Source organism: Streptomyces sp. NPDC031210, from assembly GCF_055570395.1.
In genome coordinates, this window is record NZ_JBVIHH010000005.1 from 270,495 (window position 1) to 291,596 (window position 21,102).

Consider the following 21,102-nt stretch of genomic DNA (forward strand, 5'->3'; position numbering starts at 1 on the left):
TCGGCCGGTTCGGCTCACAGGTCGTCCAGGGCCTTGCCGAGCTCGGCCGCCAGCGTCTGGAGGTTCGGGGAGCGCATGACGCTGTAGTGGTCGCCGGGCACGTCGACGCTCTCGGCCTGGTCGCCGAGGAGGTCCAGCCACTGCCGGGTGGTCGCGGCGGTGGCCCCGTCCATGGCTTGCAGGAGCCGGACCCTGCCCCGGTACGCGGCGGGCTCGTGGTCGGCCAGCGCGCGGCACAGGCGCAGGAACCGGTCCGCGAGCCGTTCCAGGGTGGCGGCGTCGACATCGTCCGGCAGGACGGCGGCGTGCCGGGCCCGCGTCAGCAGTTCCTCGACCGGGGACCGGTCGCCCGTGGGCTCGAACTCGGCCGGCTCGGGGTTCCAGCCGCTTCCCGCGACGCCGGCCAGGTCGCGGGCGAACCGAGCCAGCAGCGCCGCGTCGGCGGCGGGTGCGGCGCGGCCGGGCGGTTCGAGCAGATCCACGGCCGCGACGAGCTCGACCGTCCCGCCACGCCCGGTGAGCAGGTGGGCGGTCTCCAGGGCGATCACGCCGCCCATGGACCAGCCACCGAGCCGGTACGGGCCGTCCGGGAACCGTTCGGTGATCGCGTCGGCGTAGAGCGCGGCCAGGTCGGCGACGGTCCGCGGAGCCGGTTCGAGGTCCGGGTACTGAAGGGCGTGCAGCGGCTGGTCGTCGTCCAGGAGGGCGCCGAGCCCGGCGTAGCAGAGCACGTCGCCGCCGACCGGGTGGACGAGGATCAGCGGTGGCCGGGTCCCGGTGTCCCGGAGCGTGACCAGGGCCGCCCGGCCCTCGTCGCCGAGCCGATCGCGCAGCGCCTCGGCGAGCGAGGCGACGGTCGGCCGGGCGAGCAGCGTGGCCACCGGCATCGACCGGCCGGTGCGCTGCCGGATCCGGGCCATCATCCGCACCGCGAGCATCGAGTCGCCGCCGAGGTCGAAGAAGTTCGCGGTGACGCCGACGGACCCGGCGGCGGGCGCGAAGAACTCGGCCCAGATCTCGGCGAGAAGCCGTTCGGTCGCATCGCGCGGTGCGACCGCCGCACCGGAGCGCGGGGCCGTCTCCTCGGGGGACGGCAGACGGTGGCGGTCCACCTTGCCGTTGCCGGTCAGCGGCAGCTCGTCCAGGGCGACGATGCGGGCGGGCACCATGTAGCCGGGCAGTTCCCGGCCGAGCGCCTGGCGCAGCTCGTCCTCGGAGGTGGCCGTCACGGCGTACCCGACGAGCCGGCGGGGGCCGCCCCGCTCGCCCTCGGCCACCACGGCCGCCGCGCGGACGTCCGGCCGGCGCAGCAGCGCCGCCTCGACCTCGCCGAGCTCGATCCGATGCCCCTGGACCTTCACCTGGGAATCCACGCGCCCCAGGAACTCGATGGTGCCGTCCGGCAGGTAGCGGCCGCGGTCACCGGTCCGGTAGAGCCGCTCTCCCGTCACCGGGTGGCGCAGGAACGCCGCGCGCGTCTTCGCCTCGTCGCCGAGGTATCCGCGGGCGAGGCCGGCACCGGCGATGTACAGGTCGCCGGGGGCCCAGGTCGGGCGCGGCCGCAATGCCTCGTCCAGCACATGGAATCGCTGGTTCCGCATCGGCCTGCCGTACGGGATGCTCGTCCAGTCCGGGTCCACCTGGGTGATCGGGTACTGGATCGACCAGATGGACGCCTCGGTCGCGCCGCCCAGGCTCCAGGTCCGCGCGTTCGGCAGGGTCGAGGCGATGGCTCCGGGGAGGGTGACGGGGATCCAGTCGCCGCTCATCATCACCACGCGCAGCGACGGCGGGCCGCCGAGGGCCCGCACGTGTTCGACGAACATGTCCATCAGCGCGGGGACGCTGTTCCAGATCGTCACGCGGTGCCGGTTGGCCAGTTCCAGCCAGGCAGCCGGTTCGCGCTGCGCCGACGCGTCGGGCAGGACCAGGGCTCCGCCGGCCGCGAGCAGGCCGAACACGTCGTAGACCGAGAGGTCGAAGTGGAGCGCGGACAAGGCCAGGACGCGGTCGCGGGCGGTCACGTCGAAGCGGTCGTTGATGTCCTGGATCGTGTTGACCGCGCCGGCGTGCTCGATCATCACGCCCTTCGGAACCCCGGTGGAACCCGAGGTGAAAAGGACATAGGCGAGATCGTCGGGCCTGGCCGGGGAAGGCGGCAGGGGGCCGCCCGCACCGGTGTCCTCCGGCTCGGTGTCGACACGCAGCGAGCGGGTTCCGTCCGGCAGGTCGAGCCCGTCCGCGACCACCGACCGCGTCAGCACCAGCTCGATACCGGCGCTCTCCATGATCATCCGGAGTCGGCGGCCGGGCGTGGCGGCATCCACCGGCACGTAGGCGGCCCCGGCCTTGAGGACGCCCAGCGCCGCGACGACCTGCTCCCAGCTCTTGTCCATCACGATGCCGACGAGAACGCCCGGACCCGCGCCGCGGTCGATCAGCCACCGGGCGATCCGGTCGGAGCGGCGGTCCACCTCGCCGTAGTCGAGGGTCCGGGCGGCGGTGATGACGGCGGGCGCGTCCGGCCGACGCTCCGCGTGCCGCAGGAACGCGTCGTGCAGCAGTTCGCGGGGGACGGGAGCGTCCGTGGCGTTGGCCGCCCTCCGCATCTCCAGGTCGGCCGTCGGCGCCGGCACGGACGGCGGGCGGCGCCACGACCCCTCGTCACACAGGTCCCCCACCAGATCCAGGTAGGCGTCCCACATCCCGTCGACGACGCCGTCGGGGAACATCTCCTCCACCACGTCCCAGTTGAGGACCAGTTCCCCGGCCTCCTCCAGGGCCTGGTGGTCGAGCCACACCTGAGGCGTCCGTACCGAGCTGGACGCCAGCCTGCCGCAGGTGCCGAGCGTGGTCAGTGCCGTGAGCGCGCCGCGCTCACCGTCGCCCCGCCCGGAGAAGCCGATTGTGCTGGTGAAGACCACGGGCATGCTCGCCAGGCCGGTCCCGCCCCGGGTGCGGTTGAGCTCGCGCAGCACCTCGACGCCGCTGACGTGCCCATGGTCGAGGTCGGTCAGCAACTGGTTCTGCAACCGCGCGGCGCCCGAGGCGAAGTCCTGGGCGGGGGTGGCGTCGACCTCCAGCAGGACGGTCGCGCTGAGGTTTCCGACGATCCTGCCGACGTCCTCGTGCGGCGACCGCCGGTTGAACGCCAGCAGGTTGAGCGTGAAGCGCGGCGAGGCGCTCCAGGCCGCGAGAACCTGCGCATACGCGGTGCACAGGGACGCCGAGGGGGAGATGCCCGCCGCGGCGGCGTTTTCCTTGAAGCGCTGCCATGCCTCGGGCTCGATCCGGGCCGTCCGGTGGGTGAACACCGGCTGCCGTGGCGCGGATCCCGGTCGCAGCGGCAGGCGGGGCGCGGGCGGGAGGGAGGCGACGCGGGCCTGCCAGTAGGCGAGCGACTTCTCGCGCCGCGCGGCATCCGTCCCGGCGGCGGCGAGCACGTAGTCGCGGTAGGTGAGGGCCGGGGCGGGCGCCGCGGGCGTCCCGCGGTGGTAGGTCTCCGCCCACTCCCGGAACAGCAGCCCGGAGCTCCGGCCGTCGATGATCAGCGCGTCGAAATTGAGGTGAAGCCGGGTCGTGCGCGCGTCGAGCAGGGTCGCCCGGACGTCGAACAGCGGCCAGACCTCGGTGTCGAAGACCTGGTGCCGCATCTCGTCGTGGATCTCCGCCAGGCGGCGGGCCCGTTCGGCGTCGTCGCACGACCGCAGGTCGACCGTGGCGAGCGAGAAGTCGGGGACCTCGGCGAGCACCCGCTGGTGCCCGTCCCCGGACACGACCGCGCGGAGCATGTCGTGCCGGCCGATGAGGTGCCGGAAGGAGGCGGCGAGCCGGTCGAGGTCGGTCTCCTCCAGGTCGATCTCGACGAGGAAGGAGGTGGAGACGTTGCCGAGCTCGAAGGCGTCGGTCCGGCCGACCAGGTAGGCCCGCTGGAGATCGGTGAGCGGGAACGGCTCGTGGCGGGCCGCCGGGTCGGCGACCGGCGTCGTCCCGGGCTCCCCGGTCCGGTCCGCGCCGCCGCGGGCCGCCTGGACGGACCGCGCGATTTCGGCGACGCTCCGGCCGTCCAGCAGATCGGGCAGCGGAAGGTCGACGCCGAGCCGCCGGGCGAGGGTCTGCCGGATGTCCATCGCGATCAGCGAGTCGATGCCCAGGCTCCGCAGCGACAGGTGCAGGTCGTCGCCGGTGACGGCCGCGCCGCGCGCCCGGCCGACGATGCCGATCGCCACCTCGGCGGCGTTCTCGGTCTCGGGCGCGGCGGACCCGTCCGTCGCGGGCGCGGCGGGCTCGGCCGCGCCGGGCGCCGCTTCCAGGCGTACGCCGTCGGCGAGCGCCACGGGCGTGCCGTCGGCGCCGACGAGCCGTACCTGAGCGACCAGCGGCCCGCCGTGAGCCGGTGCCTGTTCCCGGCGGCCGCCTCCCGTCCAGAGCCAGTAACGCTCGCGCTGGAACGGGTATCCGGGCAGCGACGCGGGCGGCCCGGCGGACTCGCCGTGCACGCGCGTCCAGTCGATCCGGGCGCCTCGGGTGTACAGCGCGCCGAGGCTGTCGAGGAGAGTGCGCCGGGCCTCTTCTCCCTCGCGCAGCGACGGCAGGAACACGGTGTGCTCGGCCGTCCGAACCCGGTCCAGGAGCGGCGAGGCGGGCCCGATCTCCACGAAGGTCCGGTGTCCGTCACGCAGCAGCGCGGCGATTTTGCCGGTGAACGACTCCGGCTCACCGGCATCCGCCGGAGTCCGGGCCGCCGCCCGCAGCGCGTCCTCCAGGCTCATCGTGCCCGTGACGCACGCGGCCACCAACTCGCCGACGCCGTGCCCGAGGGCGGCGGCGGGCGCCACGCCCCACGACCGCCACAGCTCGGCGAGCGCGTACGCGACGGCGAACGGCGAGGGCCGGCCGCCGCACGCCTGGGCGCATCGGTCCAAGGCGCGGCGAAAGACCGGCTCGGCCTCGGCCAGCTCGGCGGTCGCGTCGGCGGACAGCGCGTCCGGGTGGCCGGTGAAGAGGAACACCGGGCCCCGGCTCGTCTCCGGGGCCCGCACGCCGACGCGGACGCCGGGCGGCGGCGCCTGGTCCGGGCGCGTCCGCGTGAGGAGGTCCCGCAGTTCGGCGCGCGAGGACGCGACGGCGGTGAGCCGGTGCGCGAAGTGCGCCCGCCCGAGGCTCGTGGTCCGGCAGATCGACGCGAGCGGATCGCCGTCGGCGAGCAGCTCGGCGTAGCGCGCGGTGAGCTCGGCGAGCGCGGTCGGTGTCTTGGCCGACAGGGCCAGCAGGCGTGGCCCGTCCCGCTCGGCGGGCCGGACCTCCTTGCCGGCCGGCGCCTCTTCGACGTCGACGGGAGCCTCTTCGAGGATCACGTGTGCGTTGGTGCCGCTGATGCCCTGGGAGGACACCGCGGCGCGTTTCGGCCCCGACGTCTCGGGCCACGCGGTTTCCTCGGCGACGAGCTCGACCGCGCCCGCCGACCAGTCGACATGCGGGGTGGGCTCGTCCACGTACAGGGTGGCGGGGAGCCTGCCGTACCGCATCGACAGCACCGTCTTCATGACCCCGGCCACACCCGCCGCCGCCTGGGAGTGCCCGATGTTGGGCTTCAGCGAGCCGAGCCGCAGCGGCCGGTCCCGCTCACGCCCGTAGGCGGCCAGCAGGGCGCGCGCCTCGATCGGGTCGCCGAGCGGGGTGCCGGTGCTGCTCGCCTCCACCACCTGGACGTCACCGGGCGACAGCCGCGCGTCTTTCAACGCCTGCCGAATGACCCGCTGTTGCGCGGACCCGCTCGGTGCCGTGAAGCCGTTGCTGGTGCCGTCCTGGTTGACCGCACTGCCGCGCACCACGGCCAGCACGGGGTGGCCGAGCCGCCGCGCGTCCGACAGCCGTTCCACCAGCAGCACGCCCACGCCCTCGGAGAGCCCGCTGCCTTCGGCGGCGGCCGAGAACGGGCGGCACCGGCCGTCCGGTGACAGCCCCTGCATGCGGGTGAACTCGGTGAAGAGCTGCGGTGTGGCCATGATCGTCGCGCCGCCCGCCAGCGCCATCGCGCACTCGCCGCGGCGCAGCGACTGGACGGCCAGGTGCAGTGCGACCAGCGAGGACGAGCAGGCCGTCTCCACGGTGATCGCCGGGCCGCGCAGGCCGAGCGTGTAGGAGAGCCGGCCGGACGCGACGCCGCCGGCCGTCCCGGTCGTCAGGAAGCCCTCGGCCTCCTCGGGCACGTCGCCGCACCCCAGCCCGTAGTCGTTGCAGGACAGCCCGGTGAACACGCCGGTCTCGGTGTCGCGCACCGACTCCGGGTCGATCCCGGCGTCCTCGAAGGCTCGCCAGGCGGTCTCCAGCAGCAGCCTCTGCTGCGGGTCCATGGCCAGGGCCTCGCGCGGGCTGATGCCGAAGAAGCCCGCGTCGAAGTCGGCCGCGTCGTAGAGGAAGCCGCCGGAACCCGTCAGGCTTCGGCCGCCGTTCTCGGGGTCGTGCAGGCCGTCGTCCCAGCCCCGGTCGCGGGGGAACGCGCCGACGGTCTCCCCGCCCGAGGCCAGCAGCCGCCACAGGGCGGACGGCGAGTCGACCCCGCCCGGATACCGGCACCCCATGCCGACGATCGCGATCGGCTCGCGGTCGCCCTCCTCCAGCTCGCGCACGCGCTCGCGTGCCTGGTGCAGGTCGAGGGTGAGGCGCTTGAGGTACCCGAGCAGTCTTTCGTGTGTTTCTGATCCCATGACGGATCGGTCCTCCGTAGGCGGGTCAGGAGCGGGGGGAGAGCTCACGGTCGATGAAGTCGAGGAGTTCCTCGGCGGTCGCGGCTTCGACGAGCGCCGTCACGTCCGCTTCGCGGTCCCCGGAGGTGTCCGCCGGGGCGGCCGGTACCTCCTGGGAGGGGAGGAGTTCGGCGTCCAGGACGGCGACGAGTTCGGGCAGCGTCGGCGCCTCGAAGAGCAGGGTGACGGGCAGCTTGAGGGCCGTCGCCGTGTTGAGGCGGTTGCGGAACTCGACCGAGGTGAGCGAGTCGAGCCCGAGCTCGCCGAACGGCCTGTCGTCCGGGATCGCCTCGGGCCGGGAACCCAGGACGGCGGCCAGGTGGGTCCGGGCCAGGTCGGCCAGGATCCCGGCGCGTCCACCGGCGGTCAGACCGGCCAACTCGTCCCGCAGCGGCCGGCGTTGCCGGTGTTCCGGTACGTGCCCGGGACGCCCCGCTCCGGCGGCCGCCACGACCCCGCGAAGGACCGGCGGAAGGTCCGCTCCGAGGTCGCGCAGGATCTCGCGGTCGAGCCGGGCGGGCGCCAGGACCGCGTGCGGTGACGGCAGTGCCGCCCCCAGGAGAGCCAGGCCGTGGTCGGGAGCGATCTCCACGAGTCCGGCCCGGGCGAAGCGGGCCCGGTCGGCGGCGGTGAGGGCGCCGATCATGCCGTCCGGGTCGTCCCACAGGCCCCAGGCCAGCGCGAGGGCGGGCAGGCCCCGCGTACGGCGGTGCCGGGCGAGCGCGTCGAGGAACGCGTTGGCGGCGGTGTAGCCGCCCTGCCCGGCCCCGCCGAGCGTCCCCATGATCGAGGAGACCAGGACGAACGCGGTGAGCGGGTGGCCCGCGGTCAACTCGTGCAGATGCCAGGCCCCGTCGGCCTTGACCCGCATCACCCGGTCGATCTGTTCGGCGGTGAGCGAGGTGATCGGCGCGTCGTCCACGACGCCCGCGGCGTGGATCACGGCGGTCAGCGGGTGCCGGTCGGGGACGGCCTCGATCATCGCGGCGACGGCGTCCCGGTCGGCGACGTCCACGGCCGCGAACGTCACCTCGGCACCGAGCCCGTTCAGGTCGGACGCCAGCTCGGCCGCTCCGGGCGCGTCGCCGCCCCGGCGTCCGACCAGCAGGAGCCGTCGCGCGCCGTGTTCGGTGACCAGGTGCCGTGCGACGGCCCGGCCGATGGCGCCGGTCCCGCCGGTGACCAGCACGGTTCCGTCCGGGTCGAGGATCGGCGGGACAGTGAGCACGACCTTGCCGACGTGGGTGCCCTGACGCAGCAGGCCGAAGGCTTCGGGTGCGTGCCGGACGTCCATGTCGGTGACGGCGGGCCAGGTGAACGCGCCCTCGGCGAACAGCTCGACCGCTCGGTTCAGGAGGCGGGCGAGGTGCTCGGGCGGCAACTGGAGGAGGTTGGACGCCTCGTAGCGCGCACCGGGGTAGGCGGCGGCCACCTCGGCCGGATCGCGCGGATCGGTCCTGCCCAGTTCGACCAGGAGCCCGCCGGGACGCAGCAGCCGCAGCGACTCGTCGACGAGTTCGCCGGTCAGCGAGTTCAGGATGACCGCCATGCGCCGGCCGGTTGCGCCGAAGCGTGTCCCGAATCCGGGCTCGCGGGACGAGGCGAGGTGGTCGTCGTCGACGCCGAGGGCCCGCAGTGCGGGCCACTTGGCGGGACTCGCGGTCGCGTAGACCTCCGCGCCCAGGTGCCGGGCCAACTGGACGGCGGCCATGCCGACGCCGCCCGCCCCGGCATGGATCAGGACGGGGTCGCCGGCGCTCACGCCGCCCAGCTCGGTCAGAGCGTGCAGGGCGGTCATGTGGGCGACCGGTACGGCCGCGGCCCGGGTGAACGACCAGCCGTCGGGCATCTTGACGAGGGTGCGGTGGTCGGCCCGGGCCACGTTGGCGAACGCGGCCGGGAAGAGGCCCATGACCCGATCGCCTGTGGCCAGGCCGGTGACACCGGGCCCGGTCGCGGTGACCACGCCCGCGCCTTCCAGGCCGAGTGGGCCGGGGTCGCCGGGGTGCATGTCGAGCGCGCCCAGGACGTCGTGGAAGTTGAGCCCGGCGGCGCGCACCGCGATCCGGACCTGGCCGGGGCCGGGTTCGGCGGCGGCTTCGGGGGAGGGCCGGACCTCCAGGGCGGTGAGGGTGCCGCGTTCGGTGAGGTCGAGTCGCCAGGCACCGGTGTCCTCGGGGAGCCGGAGCGCGGGGTCACCCGCTGCGGACACGAGCCGGGGCGCCAGGACGGCGCCGTCGCGGACCGCCACCTGGTTCTCGTCCGCCGCCAGTGCCCCGGCCGGAACCTCGGCCGCCTCAGGAGCGAGGTCGACCAGGGCGAACCGGCCCGGGTGCTCGACCTGCGCGGTCCGCACCAGGCCCCAGACCGCCGCCTGCGCGAGGTCCCGGACCGTCTCGCCGGGCCGGGCGGCAACGGCCCCACGAGTCACCAGCACCAGGCAGGAGCCGCCGAGTCGGTCGTCGGCAAGCCATCGGCCGAGCAGCTCCCGCGTCCGGTGGACCGCGTTCCTCGCCGCCGTCGCCGCGTCGGTCGCGTCCTCGCCGGCCGGGCAGGCCACGACGACGTGCTCGGGCGCCTCGCCCGCCGCGAGCAGCGCGTCCGGGCCGAGGGCGTCCCAGGGGACCGGAACCTCTCCGCCCGGCGCTCCGGCCGCCGGCCCGGGCAGCGTTTCCCAGGCCGGCGCGAACAGGGAATCACGCGCCACGGCGGCGGGATCGGCCGGGCGGCCCGCAGCGACCGGGCACAACTCCAGCGAATCGACGAGGCCCGCCGGGTCTCCGGAGGCGTCGAACAGGGTCAGCGGGCGGCCTCCGTCCCCGGCGGGCGCCGCGTGCACCCGCAGGGACGCGCGGCCACCCGTACCGAACAAGGACACTCCGCGCCAGCGCAGCGGCGCCGCGCGCTGCCCCTCGCGGCCCGAGGCGTCGGCGATCAGGCCGTGCAGGGACGCGTCCAGCAGGGCGGGGTGCAGGTGGTAGGCCCCGGCGTGCGCGGCCTCCGGCTCGGGCAGGGCGGCCTCGGAGAACTGCTCGCCGTCGAGTCGCCAGGCGGCTCGCAGCCCCTGGAACACCGGACCGTGCTCGTACCCCCGCAGGCCGAGGTCCTCCCGCACGCGGGCCGGCGATACCGGCCGCGCACCGGCCGGAGGCCAGTCCTGGGGGGCCGGTGCCGTGGCCGTGTCGGGGCCGAGGGTGCCGGTGGCGTGCTCGATCCACTCCCCGCCAGTGGCCCGGCCCGATATCCGGCAGGTCCGCGACCCGTCGCCGTCCTCGCCCGCCACCCGGACGCGCAGGTCGACGGCGCCGTCCGCCGGGAGTTCCATCAGCGTGGAGACCGTCAGTTCCTCGATCCTCCCCCAGCCTTCGGCCGGGGGTGCCCCCATCGTGCCGGACCGCGCGCCCGCGTGCAGCGCCATCTCCACGAGCGCGGTGCTCGGTACGACGACCGTCCCCGACAGGGTGTGGTCGGCCAGCCAGGGATGGGTGCGGGTGGACAGCCGCCCGGTGAACACCGTCTCACCGTCGCCGAGTTCGACGGCCGCGCCGAGCAGGGGATGACCGGCCGGAGCCTGGCCGAGGTCGGCCGTAGCGGACGGCCCGGCCGTGCTCGTGAGCCAGTAGCGGCGCCGTTGGAAGGGGTAGGTGGGCGGGTCGACGCGGGCGACGGCGGTTCCGGTGAGCCGTTCCCACGCGAGGGGCAGGCCCTGGACGTACGCCTCGGCGGCGGAGGTGAGGAACCGGCGCAGGCCCCCGTCGTCGCGGCGCAGCGAACCGGTCACGATCCCGTCGGCTTCGGCCTCCTCAAGGATCTGGCCGATGCTGCCGGCCAGCACCGGGTGCGGCCCGACCTCGACGAACGTGGTGTGGCCGGACGCGATGAGCGCTTCGACCGCCTCCTGGAAACGCACGGTGTGCCGCAGGTTCCGGTACCAGTAGGCCGCGTCGAGCTCACCGCCCTCCTGCCAGTCGGCGGTGACCGAGGACATCAGCGGGATCTCGCCGGTGCGCGGCGCCAGCGACGCCAGCTCGGCCAGGATCTTCTCGCGGAGCGGTTCGACCGCCGGGCAGTGCGAGGCGAACGCCGCCGGGATCACGCGGGCGTTGACGCCCTCGGCCTGATAGGTGGCGACGAGCTCGGCGATCGCGTCCGGGGCCCCGGCCACGGCCGTGGTGGCCGGTCCGTTGATCGCGGCGATGCTCAGCGTGCCGAGCCGTTCCCGCACCCGCTCCGCGGGCAGCGGGATCACGGCCATCGCCCCCTTGCCCATCAGGTCGACGGCCATGCCGCTGCGCAACGCGATGGCGCGGGCGCCGTCGTCAAGAGAGAGCGCGCCGGCCACGACGGCGGCGGCGATCTCGCCCTGGGAGTGGCCGACCACGGCGTCCGGGACGACCCCGGCCGACCGCCACAGCTCGGCCAGCGCCACCATCACGGCCCACAGAGCGGGCTGCACGACGTCGATCCGGTCGAGCAGGGGCGCCCCGTCCAGGACATCGGCCAGCGACCAGTCGATGTACGGCGCGAGGGCGCGCTCGCACTCGGCCAGACGTGCGGCGAAGACGGGGCTTTCGGCGGCGAGTCGCGACGCCATGCCCCGCCACTGGCCGCCCTGTCCGGGAAAGACCAGAACGGTCCGGCCGGGCTCGCCCGCACGGCCGGTGACGACGCCGGGGACCTCTTCGGCACGGGCCAGCGCGTCCAGGGCCCGGCCGGCCTCGTGCCGGTCCCGGGTGATCACTACCGCGCGCTCGGCGAGGGAGGCCCTCGCGGTCAGGGCCGGCGCCGCGCCAACCGGGTCGAGCGGCCCGGCGGCCAGCACCCGGGCCTGCTCCCGCAGCGCGTCCGGTGTCCGGGCCGACAGGACGACCGGCACCACGGGCGGCCGCACCGGCTCCACGGCGGGCTCGGGCTCGGCCGGCGGCTCCGCCAGGATCACGTGCGCATTGGTGCCGCTGATTCCGAACGAGGAGACGCCGCCGCGCCGGGGCTCGCCGGTGTCCGGCCAGGGACGGGCCCGGTCGAGCAGGGCCACCGCCCCGGCCGACCAGTCCACGTGCGGGGACGGCTCGTCGACGTGCAGGGTGGCGGGCAGGGCCGCGTTCCGGAGGGCCTGGACCATCTTGATGACGCCGCCGACGCCCGCCGCCGCCTGTGCGTGTCCGATGTTGGACTTGAGGGACCCCAGCCACAGCGGCCGGTCCCGCTCACGCCCGTAGGCGGCCAGCAGGGCGTTGGCCTCGATCGGGTCGCCGAGGGCGGTGCCCGTCCCGTGCGCCTCCACGGCGTCGACCTGCCGCGGCGCGAGCCCGGCGTCGGCAAGGGCGTCCGCGATGACGCGCTGCTGGGCGACGCCGCTCGGCGCGGACAGGCCGTTGGAGGCGCCGTCGGAGTTGATGGCACTTCCGGCGATGACCGCGAGGACGGGGTGGCCGTGCCGCCGGGCGTCGGAGAGCCGTTCGACCACGAGCATGCCCGCGCCCTCGCCCCACCCGGTGCCGTCCGCCTGGGCGGAGAACGCCTTGCAGCGGCCGTCGGCGGCCAGCACCCGCTGGCGGGAGAGCTCCACGAACATGCCGGGGGTCGCCATGACCGTCACCCCGCCGGCCAGGGCGAGCGAGCATTCTCCGGCCCGCACCGCCCGCACCGCCTGGTGCAGGGCGACCAGCGACGCCGAGCAAGCGGTGTCCACGGTCAGCGCGGGCCCGTTCAGGCCGAGGACATAGGCGATCCGCCCGGAGATCACGCTCGCGCTGGTGCCGGTCAGCAGGTGTCCCGCGACGCCGTGCCCGGCCGCCTCCATGCTCGGCCCGTAGCCGGAGTGCATCGCCCCGGCGAACACGCCGGTCCGGCTGCCCTTGAGCGTCGACGGGTCGATCCCGGCACGCTCCAGCGCCTCCCACGCGACTTCCAGGAGGAGCCGTTGCTGCGGGTCCATGGCAAGGGCTTCGCGCGGGCTGATCCCGAAGAACTCCGCGTCGAAGTCCGTCACGTCCGGTACGAAGCCGCCCTGGCGGGCGTAGGACGTCCCGATCCGTTCCGGATCCGGGTGATGGAGCGTCGCCAGGTCCCAGCCGCGGTCGTCGGGGAAGTCGCCGATCGCATCGGTTCCGGAGTCGACCAGGTTCCACAGATCATCGGGCGAGCGCACCCCGCCGGGGAACCGGCAGGCCATGCCGACGATGACCACGGGGTCGTCGGCGTCGTCGGCGTCCGCCCGCTCCCGCGCGACCGCGGGGGAGGCGCCGGTGGACGCGCCCGCCTTCAGCGCATCGATGGCGGGGGCCAGGGTGGCCGGGCTCGGGTGGTCGTACAGGACGGTGCTCTCCAGCTTCAGCCCCGTGGCCGCCGACAGCCGGTCGCGCAGTTCGAGCGTCATGGCCGAGTCCAGGCCCATCTCCCGGAACGTCCGGCCGGGCCGGACGTCGCCGGCCGACCCGGCGCCCAGCACGACCGCCGTGAGGCTTCGGACGAGCTCCAGCGCCGATCGCCGGTCCACGACCGGAGCCGGGGCCGGGGTCGCGTCCGGCATCTGCTCGGTGGCCCCGGGTATCCCGGACGGCCAGCAGGAGCGGCGCTGGAACGGGTAGGTCGGCAGGTCGGTCAGCGGCGCCGAACCGGGCAGCAGCGCGGCCCAGTCCACCGCGACGCCGCGCACGAACGCCTCGGCCGCCGCCGTGAGGAACCGGTGACGGTCCCCGTGGCCGCGCCGGAGCGTGCTCAGCGCGGCGCCGTCCCCGCCGTACGTGTCGATCGCCTGTCGGATGCCCATCGCCAGCACCGGATGCGGGCTGATCTCCAGGAACGTCGAGTGGCCCGCGTTCAGCAGTTCCTCGACGGCCGGTCCGAACCGCACCGGCTCGCGCAGGTTGCGGAACCAGTACCCGGGGCCCAGCTCGGCGGTGTCGATCGATGCGGCGGTGACGGTCGAGTAGAACGGCACGCCGATGGAGCGCGGGGCTGTCCCGGCGAAGGCGGTGAGCAGTTCCTCCCGCAGTTCCTCGACGTCCGCGCTGTGCGAGGCGTAGTCGATCTGAAGCCGACGGGTCCGCGCCTCCTGCCCGTAGTGGGCGGCCAGCGCGTCGAGCGCTGCGACCGGACCCGCGACCACCGTGTGCGCGGGGCCGTTGACCGCCGCGATCGACAGCGAAGCCGCCACCACCGCGAGGTCCCGCCCCACGCGTTCGGCGGGAAGTTCCACCGACAGCAACCCGCCACGGCCCGCGATCCGGTTCAGCACCCGGCTGCGCAGGGCCACGATCCGCGCGCCGTCCTGGAGCGACAGGGCGCCCATGGCGGTGGCGGCGGCGATCTCGCCCTGCGAGTGGGCCACCACGGCGGCGGGCTCCACCCCGGCCGAGCGCCACAGCGCGGCCAATGACACCATCACCGCCCACAACGCGGGCTGGATCACCTCGTCGCCCTCCAGCGGCGGCGCACCGGGGACACCGCGCAGGACATCGATCGGCGACCAGTCCACGTACGGGCGGAGGGCGTCGGCGCATTCCCCGATCCGATCGGCGAAGACCGGGGAGGTTTCGATCAACTCCGCCGCCATGCCCGCCCACTGCGAGCCCTGGCCGGGAAAGACGAAGACCGGCCGGACCGGCGGCCCCTCGTGACGGCCCTCCACCACGGCCGCCGACGGCTGCCCGGCCGACCGTGCCTCCAGTGCGGCGAGGAAGCCGTCCCGGTCGTCGGCTACGACGACGGCGCGGTGTTCGAACGGGGTGCGGGTGACGGCCAGCGACCGGCCCACCGAGGCCGCGCCCAGCTCCGGACGCGCCGCCACATGAGCGCGCAGCCGTGCGGCCTGGTCACGCAGCGCGGGTTCGTCGCGCCCTGACAGGACCCAGGGCAGCGCCCCGGCGTCGTCCTCGCCGCCGACCCGCTCCACACCGTGCCGCGCACCTTGCCAGTCCGAAAGGATCACGTGGCAGTTGGTTCCGCCGATCCCGAACGAACTGACCCCCGCGACCAGCGGCCCCTGGGGCGACGGCCAGGGCCGGGTCTCGGTGTTGACCCGCAGACGCAGCTCATCGAGCGGGATCCGCTCACCGGGCTCGGAGTGGTTCAGGCTGGGAACGAGTTCGCGTGCGCCGACGCACAGGACGGCCTTGACGAACCCCGCGATCCCGGCCGCGCCCTCCAGGTGACCGATGTTCGTCTTCACCGAGCCGACCAGAAGCGGCGCGTCCTTCGCGCGGGCCGAGCCGAGCGTCGCACCGAGGGCCGCGGCCTCGATCGGGTCGCCGACCCGCGTCCCCGATCCGTGCAACTCGACGTACCGGACCTCGCCCGGCTCGACGCCCGCGTCGGCACAGGCGGCGAGCAGCACCCGCTCCTGCGACGCACGGCCCGGCGTCGGCAGCGTCTCGGTCGCACCGTCGTTGTTCAGGGCGCTGCCCCGGATGACGGCATGGATGCGGTCGCCGTCCCGGACGGCGGCTTCCAGGAGCTTGAGGACGACGACCCCGCCGCCCTCGCCCCGGACGTACCCGTTCGCGCGAGCGTCGAAGGTGAAGCAGCGCCCGTCCGCCGAGAGCGTCCCGGCCCGCTCCAGCGCCTGGGTGCTCTCCGGCGCGAGGATCAGGTTCACACCACCGGCCAGAGCCAGGTCGGACTCGCCGTCCCGCAGGCTCGCGCACGCCAGGTGCACGGCGGCCAGCGACGACGACTGTCCCGTGTCCACCACCAGGCTCGGGCCGTTCAGGTCCAGCGCGTAGGAGATCCGGTTGGCGATCACGCCGCGCTGCAACCCGGTCAGCGTGTGCCCGGTCACCGCGTCGGGACCCAGGCCGCGCAGCAGCGTCGCGTAATCGTCGGCGATCACCCCCAGGAACACGCCCGTCCGGCTGCCCTCAAGGGTGCCCGGCAGGGTCCTGGCGTCCTCAAGGGCCTCCCAGGCCAGTTCGAGGGCCAGCCGCTGCTGCGGGTCCATGGCCACGGCCTCGCGCCGCGAGATACCGAAGAACTCGGGATCGAACCCGTCCACCCGATCGAGGAACCCGCCGCGCGCCGGACCCCGGCCGCCGCGCCGATCGGTGATCGCGTCTCCGCCGCCGCGCAGCAGCCGCCAGAACGCCTCCGGCCCGTCCGCCCGCGGAAACCGGCAGCCGATCCCGACGACCGCGACCGCGCGTGAAGGGAGATTACGCATGCCGTGACCAGCAATTCCCATCGTTGATGCACCCCAGTGTTGTTGCCGAATCGGCGGGTCCCGCGACGGCGTGCGGAGCCGTTGGTGAAGACGGCCCACACCCCGTCGCCCTGTCCTCTGCTACTGCGCGCGGCTTACCGGGCTGCTCGGGTGCACCTCGCGTTCGATGCGCGGCATGATCTCCTGGAGGTAGATCTTCTGGATGGCGTCGCCGGAGTCGTGGGCCTCCCAGTGGGCGCGGCTCGCCCACCGCTCGACGAGGACGAAGCGGCCCGGGTCGCCCTCCGACTGGTATGCCTCCCAGGCGACGCAGCCGTCCTCGGTGAGACACAGGGGTCGCATGCGGGCCAGAGCATCGGCCACCGGCACGATGTCGTCGGTCTCGGGGACCCGGACGATGACGAGGAGGTCGAACATCACTGCTCCTTGGAGTGGGGGGAGTCGGCCATGGCGTTGCGGGCGACCGCGGGAAGCCACTGGGAGATCGGGGTGAAGCGGTACCCGAGGGCTGCCGCCCGGTCGCTCGCCATGCCGAAGTCGGACGGGCAGGAGAACGGGGACAGGTCCGGGTCGCCGGAGGGATCCTCCTTCTCGGTCACGTCGGCGGTGAGTCCGGTCGCGCTCTCCACCGCGGCGCAGACGTCATAGACATCGGCGGTGTCGGGGGAAGCGACGTTGACCGCTCCGGTGGCGTCGGAGAGGGCCGCCCAGGCGAGGAAGCCGGCGGCCTCGTCGGCCCGTACCAGTGAGGTCCGACCGGGCGCCGTGTGGGCGACGACGGGCTGCCCGGCGCTGACGCGGTCGAGGTGAAACCGCAGCCGGCCGGTGAAGTCGCCCTCCGCGGCCAGGACATGGGCGACCCGGGCCAGCAGCACCGGCACCTTCGCGGACCGGGTCAGCGCGGCTTCGGCCTGGCGCTTTCCCTCGCCGTAGTGGGCGTCCAGGTACCCGGGTGTGTACCAGGGCAGGTCGGTGTCGAAGTCGTAGGCCGCCGGGTCGAGTTCCTCCTCGCTGGCGCGGGCGCTGAACGGCGGGGCCGGGAACCGCCAGCGGAAGGTGTCCTTGTTGTACACCTCGATGGTGCTGGTCATGACGATCTTCCCGACCCGGTCGCCGAAGGCCTCGCACACCTCCACGGCGGCGTTCGGCGTGTAGCACATCTGGTGGACCACCGCGTCGAACCGCTCCCCCGCCACCGCGGCGGTCAGCTCTCCCGGGGCGGTGACATCGGCGCGCAGCCGCCGCACCGCGTCGCCGAAGGGGTCGGCGGTCTGCCCGCGATTGACGAGGGTGACCCGGTGCCCGTCGTCCAAGAGCTGTTGGACCAGGACCTTGCCGAAGTACCGGGTGCCCCCGATGACGCAGATATCAGACATTCTCCCTCACCTTTTCCTCGTTCTCCGTGCCTTCCGTGTCCTCGGTCCGCCCCGTTTCGTCGGCTGCGCCGGACTTCCGGCCGCTCAGGCAGAGGACCGCACAGCCCGCCGCCAGCAGGGCCGCGACGTACCAGTTGCCGCCCGCCACATCGAGGGAGCGCGACAGGTCGAACAGGATCCCCGCGGCAAGGGAGCCGACCATGTTCCCCGCGCTGCGGAAGAAGTGCATCGCGCCCATGGCCTTGGCCAGTCGGTGCTCGGGAACCCTGCGGGCGATCCAGAGGTCGAACGACGGCACGAAGAGGATCTCTCCGAGCACCACCGTCAGACAGCCGACCACCACCCAGGGGCCGGTGCGACCGGCTCCGAAGGCGACGAACGCGAGGGTCATTCCGGCCAGGCCGACGGCCATGACCGCCCCCGGACTGAATCGCTTGTTGAACAGCTTGAACAGCGGGTACTGGAGCACCAGGATGCTGAGACCCGTGATCCAGAACGGCGAGGACGGCGCCCAGTTCGGGACGTATGCCGCCATGTGCAGCGGGATACCGACCACAAAGCCCAGGGACAGGAACCAGAACGCGGCGGACAGCAGGAAGTAGCGGGTGGCACCGCGCACTTCGATGCCCTTGAACGCGGTCAGGCTGAACAGCGGGACGCGGCTGCCGGCGGCGGTCGCCGCGCTTTCGAAGCCGCCCCGGGGAATCAGCACCGAGGCGATCAGGCAGAACCCGATGAAGAAGGCGAACACCACCGAGAACAGGGTCCGCAGCTCCACCTCGGCCAGTACGGCGCCCAGCAGCGCGCCACCGAAAAGGCCGACCTGCCCGGCCATCTGGAACGCGGAGAACGCCTTGGGGCGTTCGCTCTCGGGAAAGGAGACCAGGACGTTCTTCAGGCCCGGGAAGGAGGTCCCCGATCCGAAGCCGATGAAGAACGCCAGCACGCTGTACGCGAGCACGCCATCGGTGAATCCCATGAGCCCGAGCGCCACGGCTTCCAGCGCGGTACCGAGGAACACGCCTCCGCGGACACCGGAGCGTGCCGCGATCCCTTCGTAGCAGAAGGTGGCGAGCAGCCGGCCGACGTACGTCATACACATGACCACGCCCGCCCAGAAGCCGCTGTCGGTCCCGCCGAGGGTGGCGACGAGCACGGGGAACCAGATGTAACTCCCCACGTTCGCCAGGAGGATGCCCCCGGTCACGCCGATGAGCGCGCGTTTACGTTCCTTGATCAAAACTCCTCCTTCCGGTCCGTCCCGGCGGCGCGCAGCTCGGCGATGGCCCGCGCGACGGCCTGCCGGTCGATCGGCACGCCCCGGACGACCGTGCTCAGCGGGAGGGCGGACAGCGGCCGGCCCGGGGTGTGCAGGTTGTAGGTGGCGGCCGCGCCGACGCTCAGCGGATGGGTCCCGCGCGGGTCGCCGCTCAGCTCGTCGAAGTAGCGGCGGCCCCCGATCGTCGCCTGGTGCCGCAACGGCCCTTCGAGCGAGGCGTCGTCGCCGCGCAGCAGGTCGAGTTCGCTCAGGAAGGAGTAGCCGTGGTACGCGCCCGTGTTGCCCGAGTCGGTACCGATCAGCAAGGTGCCCTCGCGGAGGGTGGCCAGGGCGTTGCGGCGCATGTCGGCCAGTGCCGCCGTGCGGGTCTCCTGGCAGCCGAACTCGATGCCGTAGGGCTTCTCGATGCCCTGGGCGAACTCCAGGTTGCGGAGGTCCTGGGTCTCGGCGAAGCCCTCGCGCCCGTACTCGGCCCGGAACTCGTCGCCCGTCATGATCATGGTGCGCAGGCCGGCCAGGGTGGAGACGAACCGGGCACCCTCGAACTCCTTCCAGTCGGCCGCGTCGAGCGTCCGGTCCCGCACGGTGTGGGCGAAGAGGCGGAAGCCGCACTCGTAGGCCCAGCGGGTCTCCTGGAGGGTGTTGCAGTCGATGACGGCGGTGACGCCGCGCTCCGCGGCGATCCGGGCGGTGAACTCCAGCACCCGCCGGGACAGCCGGGAGAACTTCACCGGGCTGTCCGGCTGTTCGGTGCCGTCCGTGAACATCACCTTGAGGAAGGTGCCGCCGCGTTCGACGTTGGAACGTATCGCGTGTTCGAGGTCGGTCTCGGTGGCGATCATGTGCACCGGGGCCGGGAACTCGACACCGTGGCCGGTGAGGCCGGCGGCATTCGTCATCGCGGTGGCCGCGTAACCGCAGTGCACCAGCTCCGGGTAGGGCAGCGCCGATTCCGCGCGGCCCCGCTCCCAGCCCTCCTGGACCAGCGGGAATCCGAACATGTCGACGACATGCGTGACTCCGCTGTACACGTACTGCAGCGCGACGATCCGGGCGTCCTCCAGCGAGTCGTCGAAGTTGGCGGGCAGGCCCACGTGGGCGTGGGTCTCGACGTAGCCCGGCCACAGCTCGGGCGTCGCGAGGTCACCGGCCCTCCGCTCGGCGACGGGCCGGATACGGGAGAAGTGCCCGTCCTCGACGGTGACGTCGAAGACCGCCGTCGGGTCCAGCTCCGGAATCGCGACGCGCGTCATCGGGCCACCTGCACGGAGAGGGTGAACTCGATGTCGTCCAGGGCCGCCTGGACGCGTCCGGCCGCCTCGTCCCGGTCCTGGCCGGTGAAGATGAGGTGGCCGAGCCAGTCGAAGTTGCTCTTCGACAGGCGCGACACGCGACGGCCCGGCTTGGCGTACGCGAGGGCCTCGACGAAGCCCGGAGCGTCCTTGATCCGATCGAAGCCGATGGCGACCAGCTCGCCCTCGACCGGGGAGCCGAACCAGTGGCCGCTGGCGATGACGTCGCCGGGAATCGGCAGCTCGGGACGCTCGCCCAGGGCCTGGCGGATCACCTCCAGGTAGGCGTTGACGCCGCTGGAGAGCTCCATGAGCTGCGGCACGATGCCGCCCGTGAGGCGGCCGTTGACCTCGCACAGCACCGGGCCGTCCGCGGCGAGGATGTACTCGGCGTGGATGAAGCCGAAGTCGATACCGATGCCCTTGAGGACCCTCTCGTTCATCGCGAACAGCTCGTCCTGGAGCGGGTGGCCGCGGAAATAGGTGAGGCCCATCTCGATGAAGTACGGGAAGCCGCTCAGATTGCGGTCCGTTATACCGAGGTTGACGATCTCGCCGCCCTGGAGCACACAGGCCTCGACGGAGACCAGCTCGCCCTCGACGAACTCCTCGACCACGATGTCCGGGATGCGGGTGACGCCGCGCCCGTAGTCGCCGACCGAGGCCAGCTCCGCGAGGTACGCGGCGAGCTCCTCCTCGTCGCGCAGCAGCAGGACGTGCAGGCTCGCGGTGCCGTCGGAGGGCTTCACCACGCACGGGAAGCCGATCTCACGGACCGCGGCCTCCATGGCGTCGCCGGACGTGGGCTCGGCGACGTGCACGAACCGCGGCTGGCGCACGTCGGTGTCCCGCAGGGCGAGCCGGGTGCGGTGCTTGTGGCGGGCGTTGAGGGCGCCGTCGACGCTCATGCCCGGCAGGCCGAGGGAGCGGGCGACCGACGCCGCGTGCACCGTGTGGTACTCGCTGTATGTCATGACGCCGTGCACCGGCTTCGCCGCGTGCACCTCCTTGGCGAGCCGCTCCAGCTCGTCGATGGAGAACACCGTCTCGCTCTTGATCACATCGCACCGGGGGTGCGCGAACGCGGCCTCGGCCAGCGGCGAGGCGCCCAGGTAGAAGTCGGGGTCGACGGACACGAAGGTCACCTCGTGCCCGAGCTCCAGGGCGTTGGCGATGCCGGCGATGCCGTTGGGGTTGCACTCGATCATGAGGATATGCATGGGAACTTCCTTGTCTTCAAAGGGTT

General features: G+C 73.5%; 7 protein-coding genes. All 7 read right to left on the minus strand.

All coding sequences use genetic code 11. The features are described 5' to 3' along the window. Positions 1 to 14: 14 nt before the first annotated feature. Positions 15 to 6,710, minus strand: coding sequence for an amino acid adenylation domain-containing protein (locus ACZ45Z_RS12610; RefSeq protein ID WP_468360492.1), 6,696 nt, complete (start codon positions 6,708 to 6,710; stop codon positions 15 to 17). Positions 6,711 to 6,735: 25 nt separating this feature from the next. Beyond that, positions 6,736 to 15,909: a type I polyketide synthase gene (locus ACZ45Z_RS12615; RefSeq protein WP_468360495.1), complete on the minus strand. Its 9,174-nt coding sequence runs from the start codon at positions 15,907 to 15,909 to the stop codon at positions 6,736 to 6,738. Between the two features lie 120 nt (positions 15,910 to 16,029). Continuing rightward, positions 16,030 to 16,326 carry a putative quinol monooxygenase gene (locus ACZ45Z_RS12620; protein ID WP_468360498.1) on the minus strand — a complete coding sequence of 99 codons (297 nt, stop codon included), beginning with the start codon at positions 16,324 to 16,326 and terminating at the stop codon, positions 16,030 to 16,032. After that, positions 16,326 to 17,285 (minus strand): NAD-dependent epimerase/dehydratase family protein, encoded by a 960-nt coding sequence (locus ACZ45Z_RS12625; protein ID WP_468360501.1) that lies wholly within the window; start codon positions 17,283 to 17,285, stop codon positions 16,326 to 16,328. The genes ACZ45Z_RS12620 and ACZ45Z_RS12625 overlap by 1 nt, the downstream gene beginning before the upstream one ends. Then, positions 17,278 to 18,525, minus strand: a complete 1,248-nt coding sequence (locus tag ACZ45Z_RS12630; protein WP_468360504.1) for an MFS transporter — start codon at positions 18,523 to 18,525, stop codon at positions 17,278 to 17,280. Before ACZ45Z_RS12630 ends, ACZ45Z_RS12625 begins: the two co-directional genes overlap by 8 nt. Continuing rightward, positions 18,522 to 19,817 (minus strand): amidohydrolase family protein, encoded by a 1,296-nt coding sequence (locus ACZ45Z_RS12635; protein ID WP_468360507.1) that lies wholly within the window; start codon positions 19,815 to 19,817, stop codon positions 18,522 to 18,524. Before ACZ45Z_RS12635 ends, ACZ45Z_RS12630 begins: the two co-directional genes overlap by 4 nt. After that, entirely contained in the window at positions 19,814 to 21,076 is a 1,263-nt protein-coding gene (locus ACZ45Z_RS12640) for an ATP-grasp domain-containing protein (RefSeq protein WP_468360510.1), read from the minus strand. The genes ACZ45Z_RS12635 and ACZ45Z_RS12640 overlap by 4 nt, the downstream gene beginning before the upstream one ends. Positions 21,077 to 21,102: the final 26 nt, after the last annotated feature.

Excerpts from the sequence above, each read along its gene's own strand:
- ACZ45Z_RS12640 (WP_468360510.1), bottom strand. The coding sequence starts at position 21,076 with ATGCATATCCTCATGATCGAGTGCAACCCCAACGGCATCGCCGGCATC.
- ACZ45Z_RS12610 (WP_468360492.1), bottom strand. The coding sequence starts at position 6,710 with ATGGGATCAGAAACACACGAAAGACTGCTCGGGTACCTCAAGCGCCTC.
- ACZ45Z_RS12635 (WP_468360507.1), bottom strand. The coding sequence starts at position 19,817 with ATGACGCGCGTCGCGATTCCGGAGCTGGACCCGACGGCGGTCTTCGAC.
- ACZ45Z_RS12625 (WP_468360501.1), bottom strand. The coding sequence starts at position 17,285 with ATGTCTGATATCTGCGTCATCGGGGGCACCCGGTACTTCGGCAAGGTC.
- ACZ45Z_RS12615 (WP_468360495.1), bottom strand. The coding sequence starts at position 15,909 with ATGCGTAATCTCCCTTCACGCGCGGTCGCGGTCGTCGGGATCGGCTGC.
- ACZ45Z_RS12620 (WP_468360498.1), bottom strand. The coding sequence starts at position 16,326 with ATGTTCGACCTCCTCGTCATCGTCCGGGTCCCCGAGACCGACGACATC.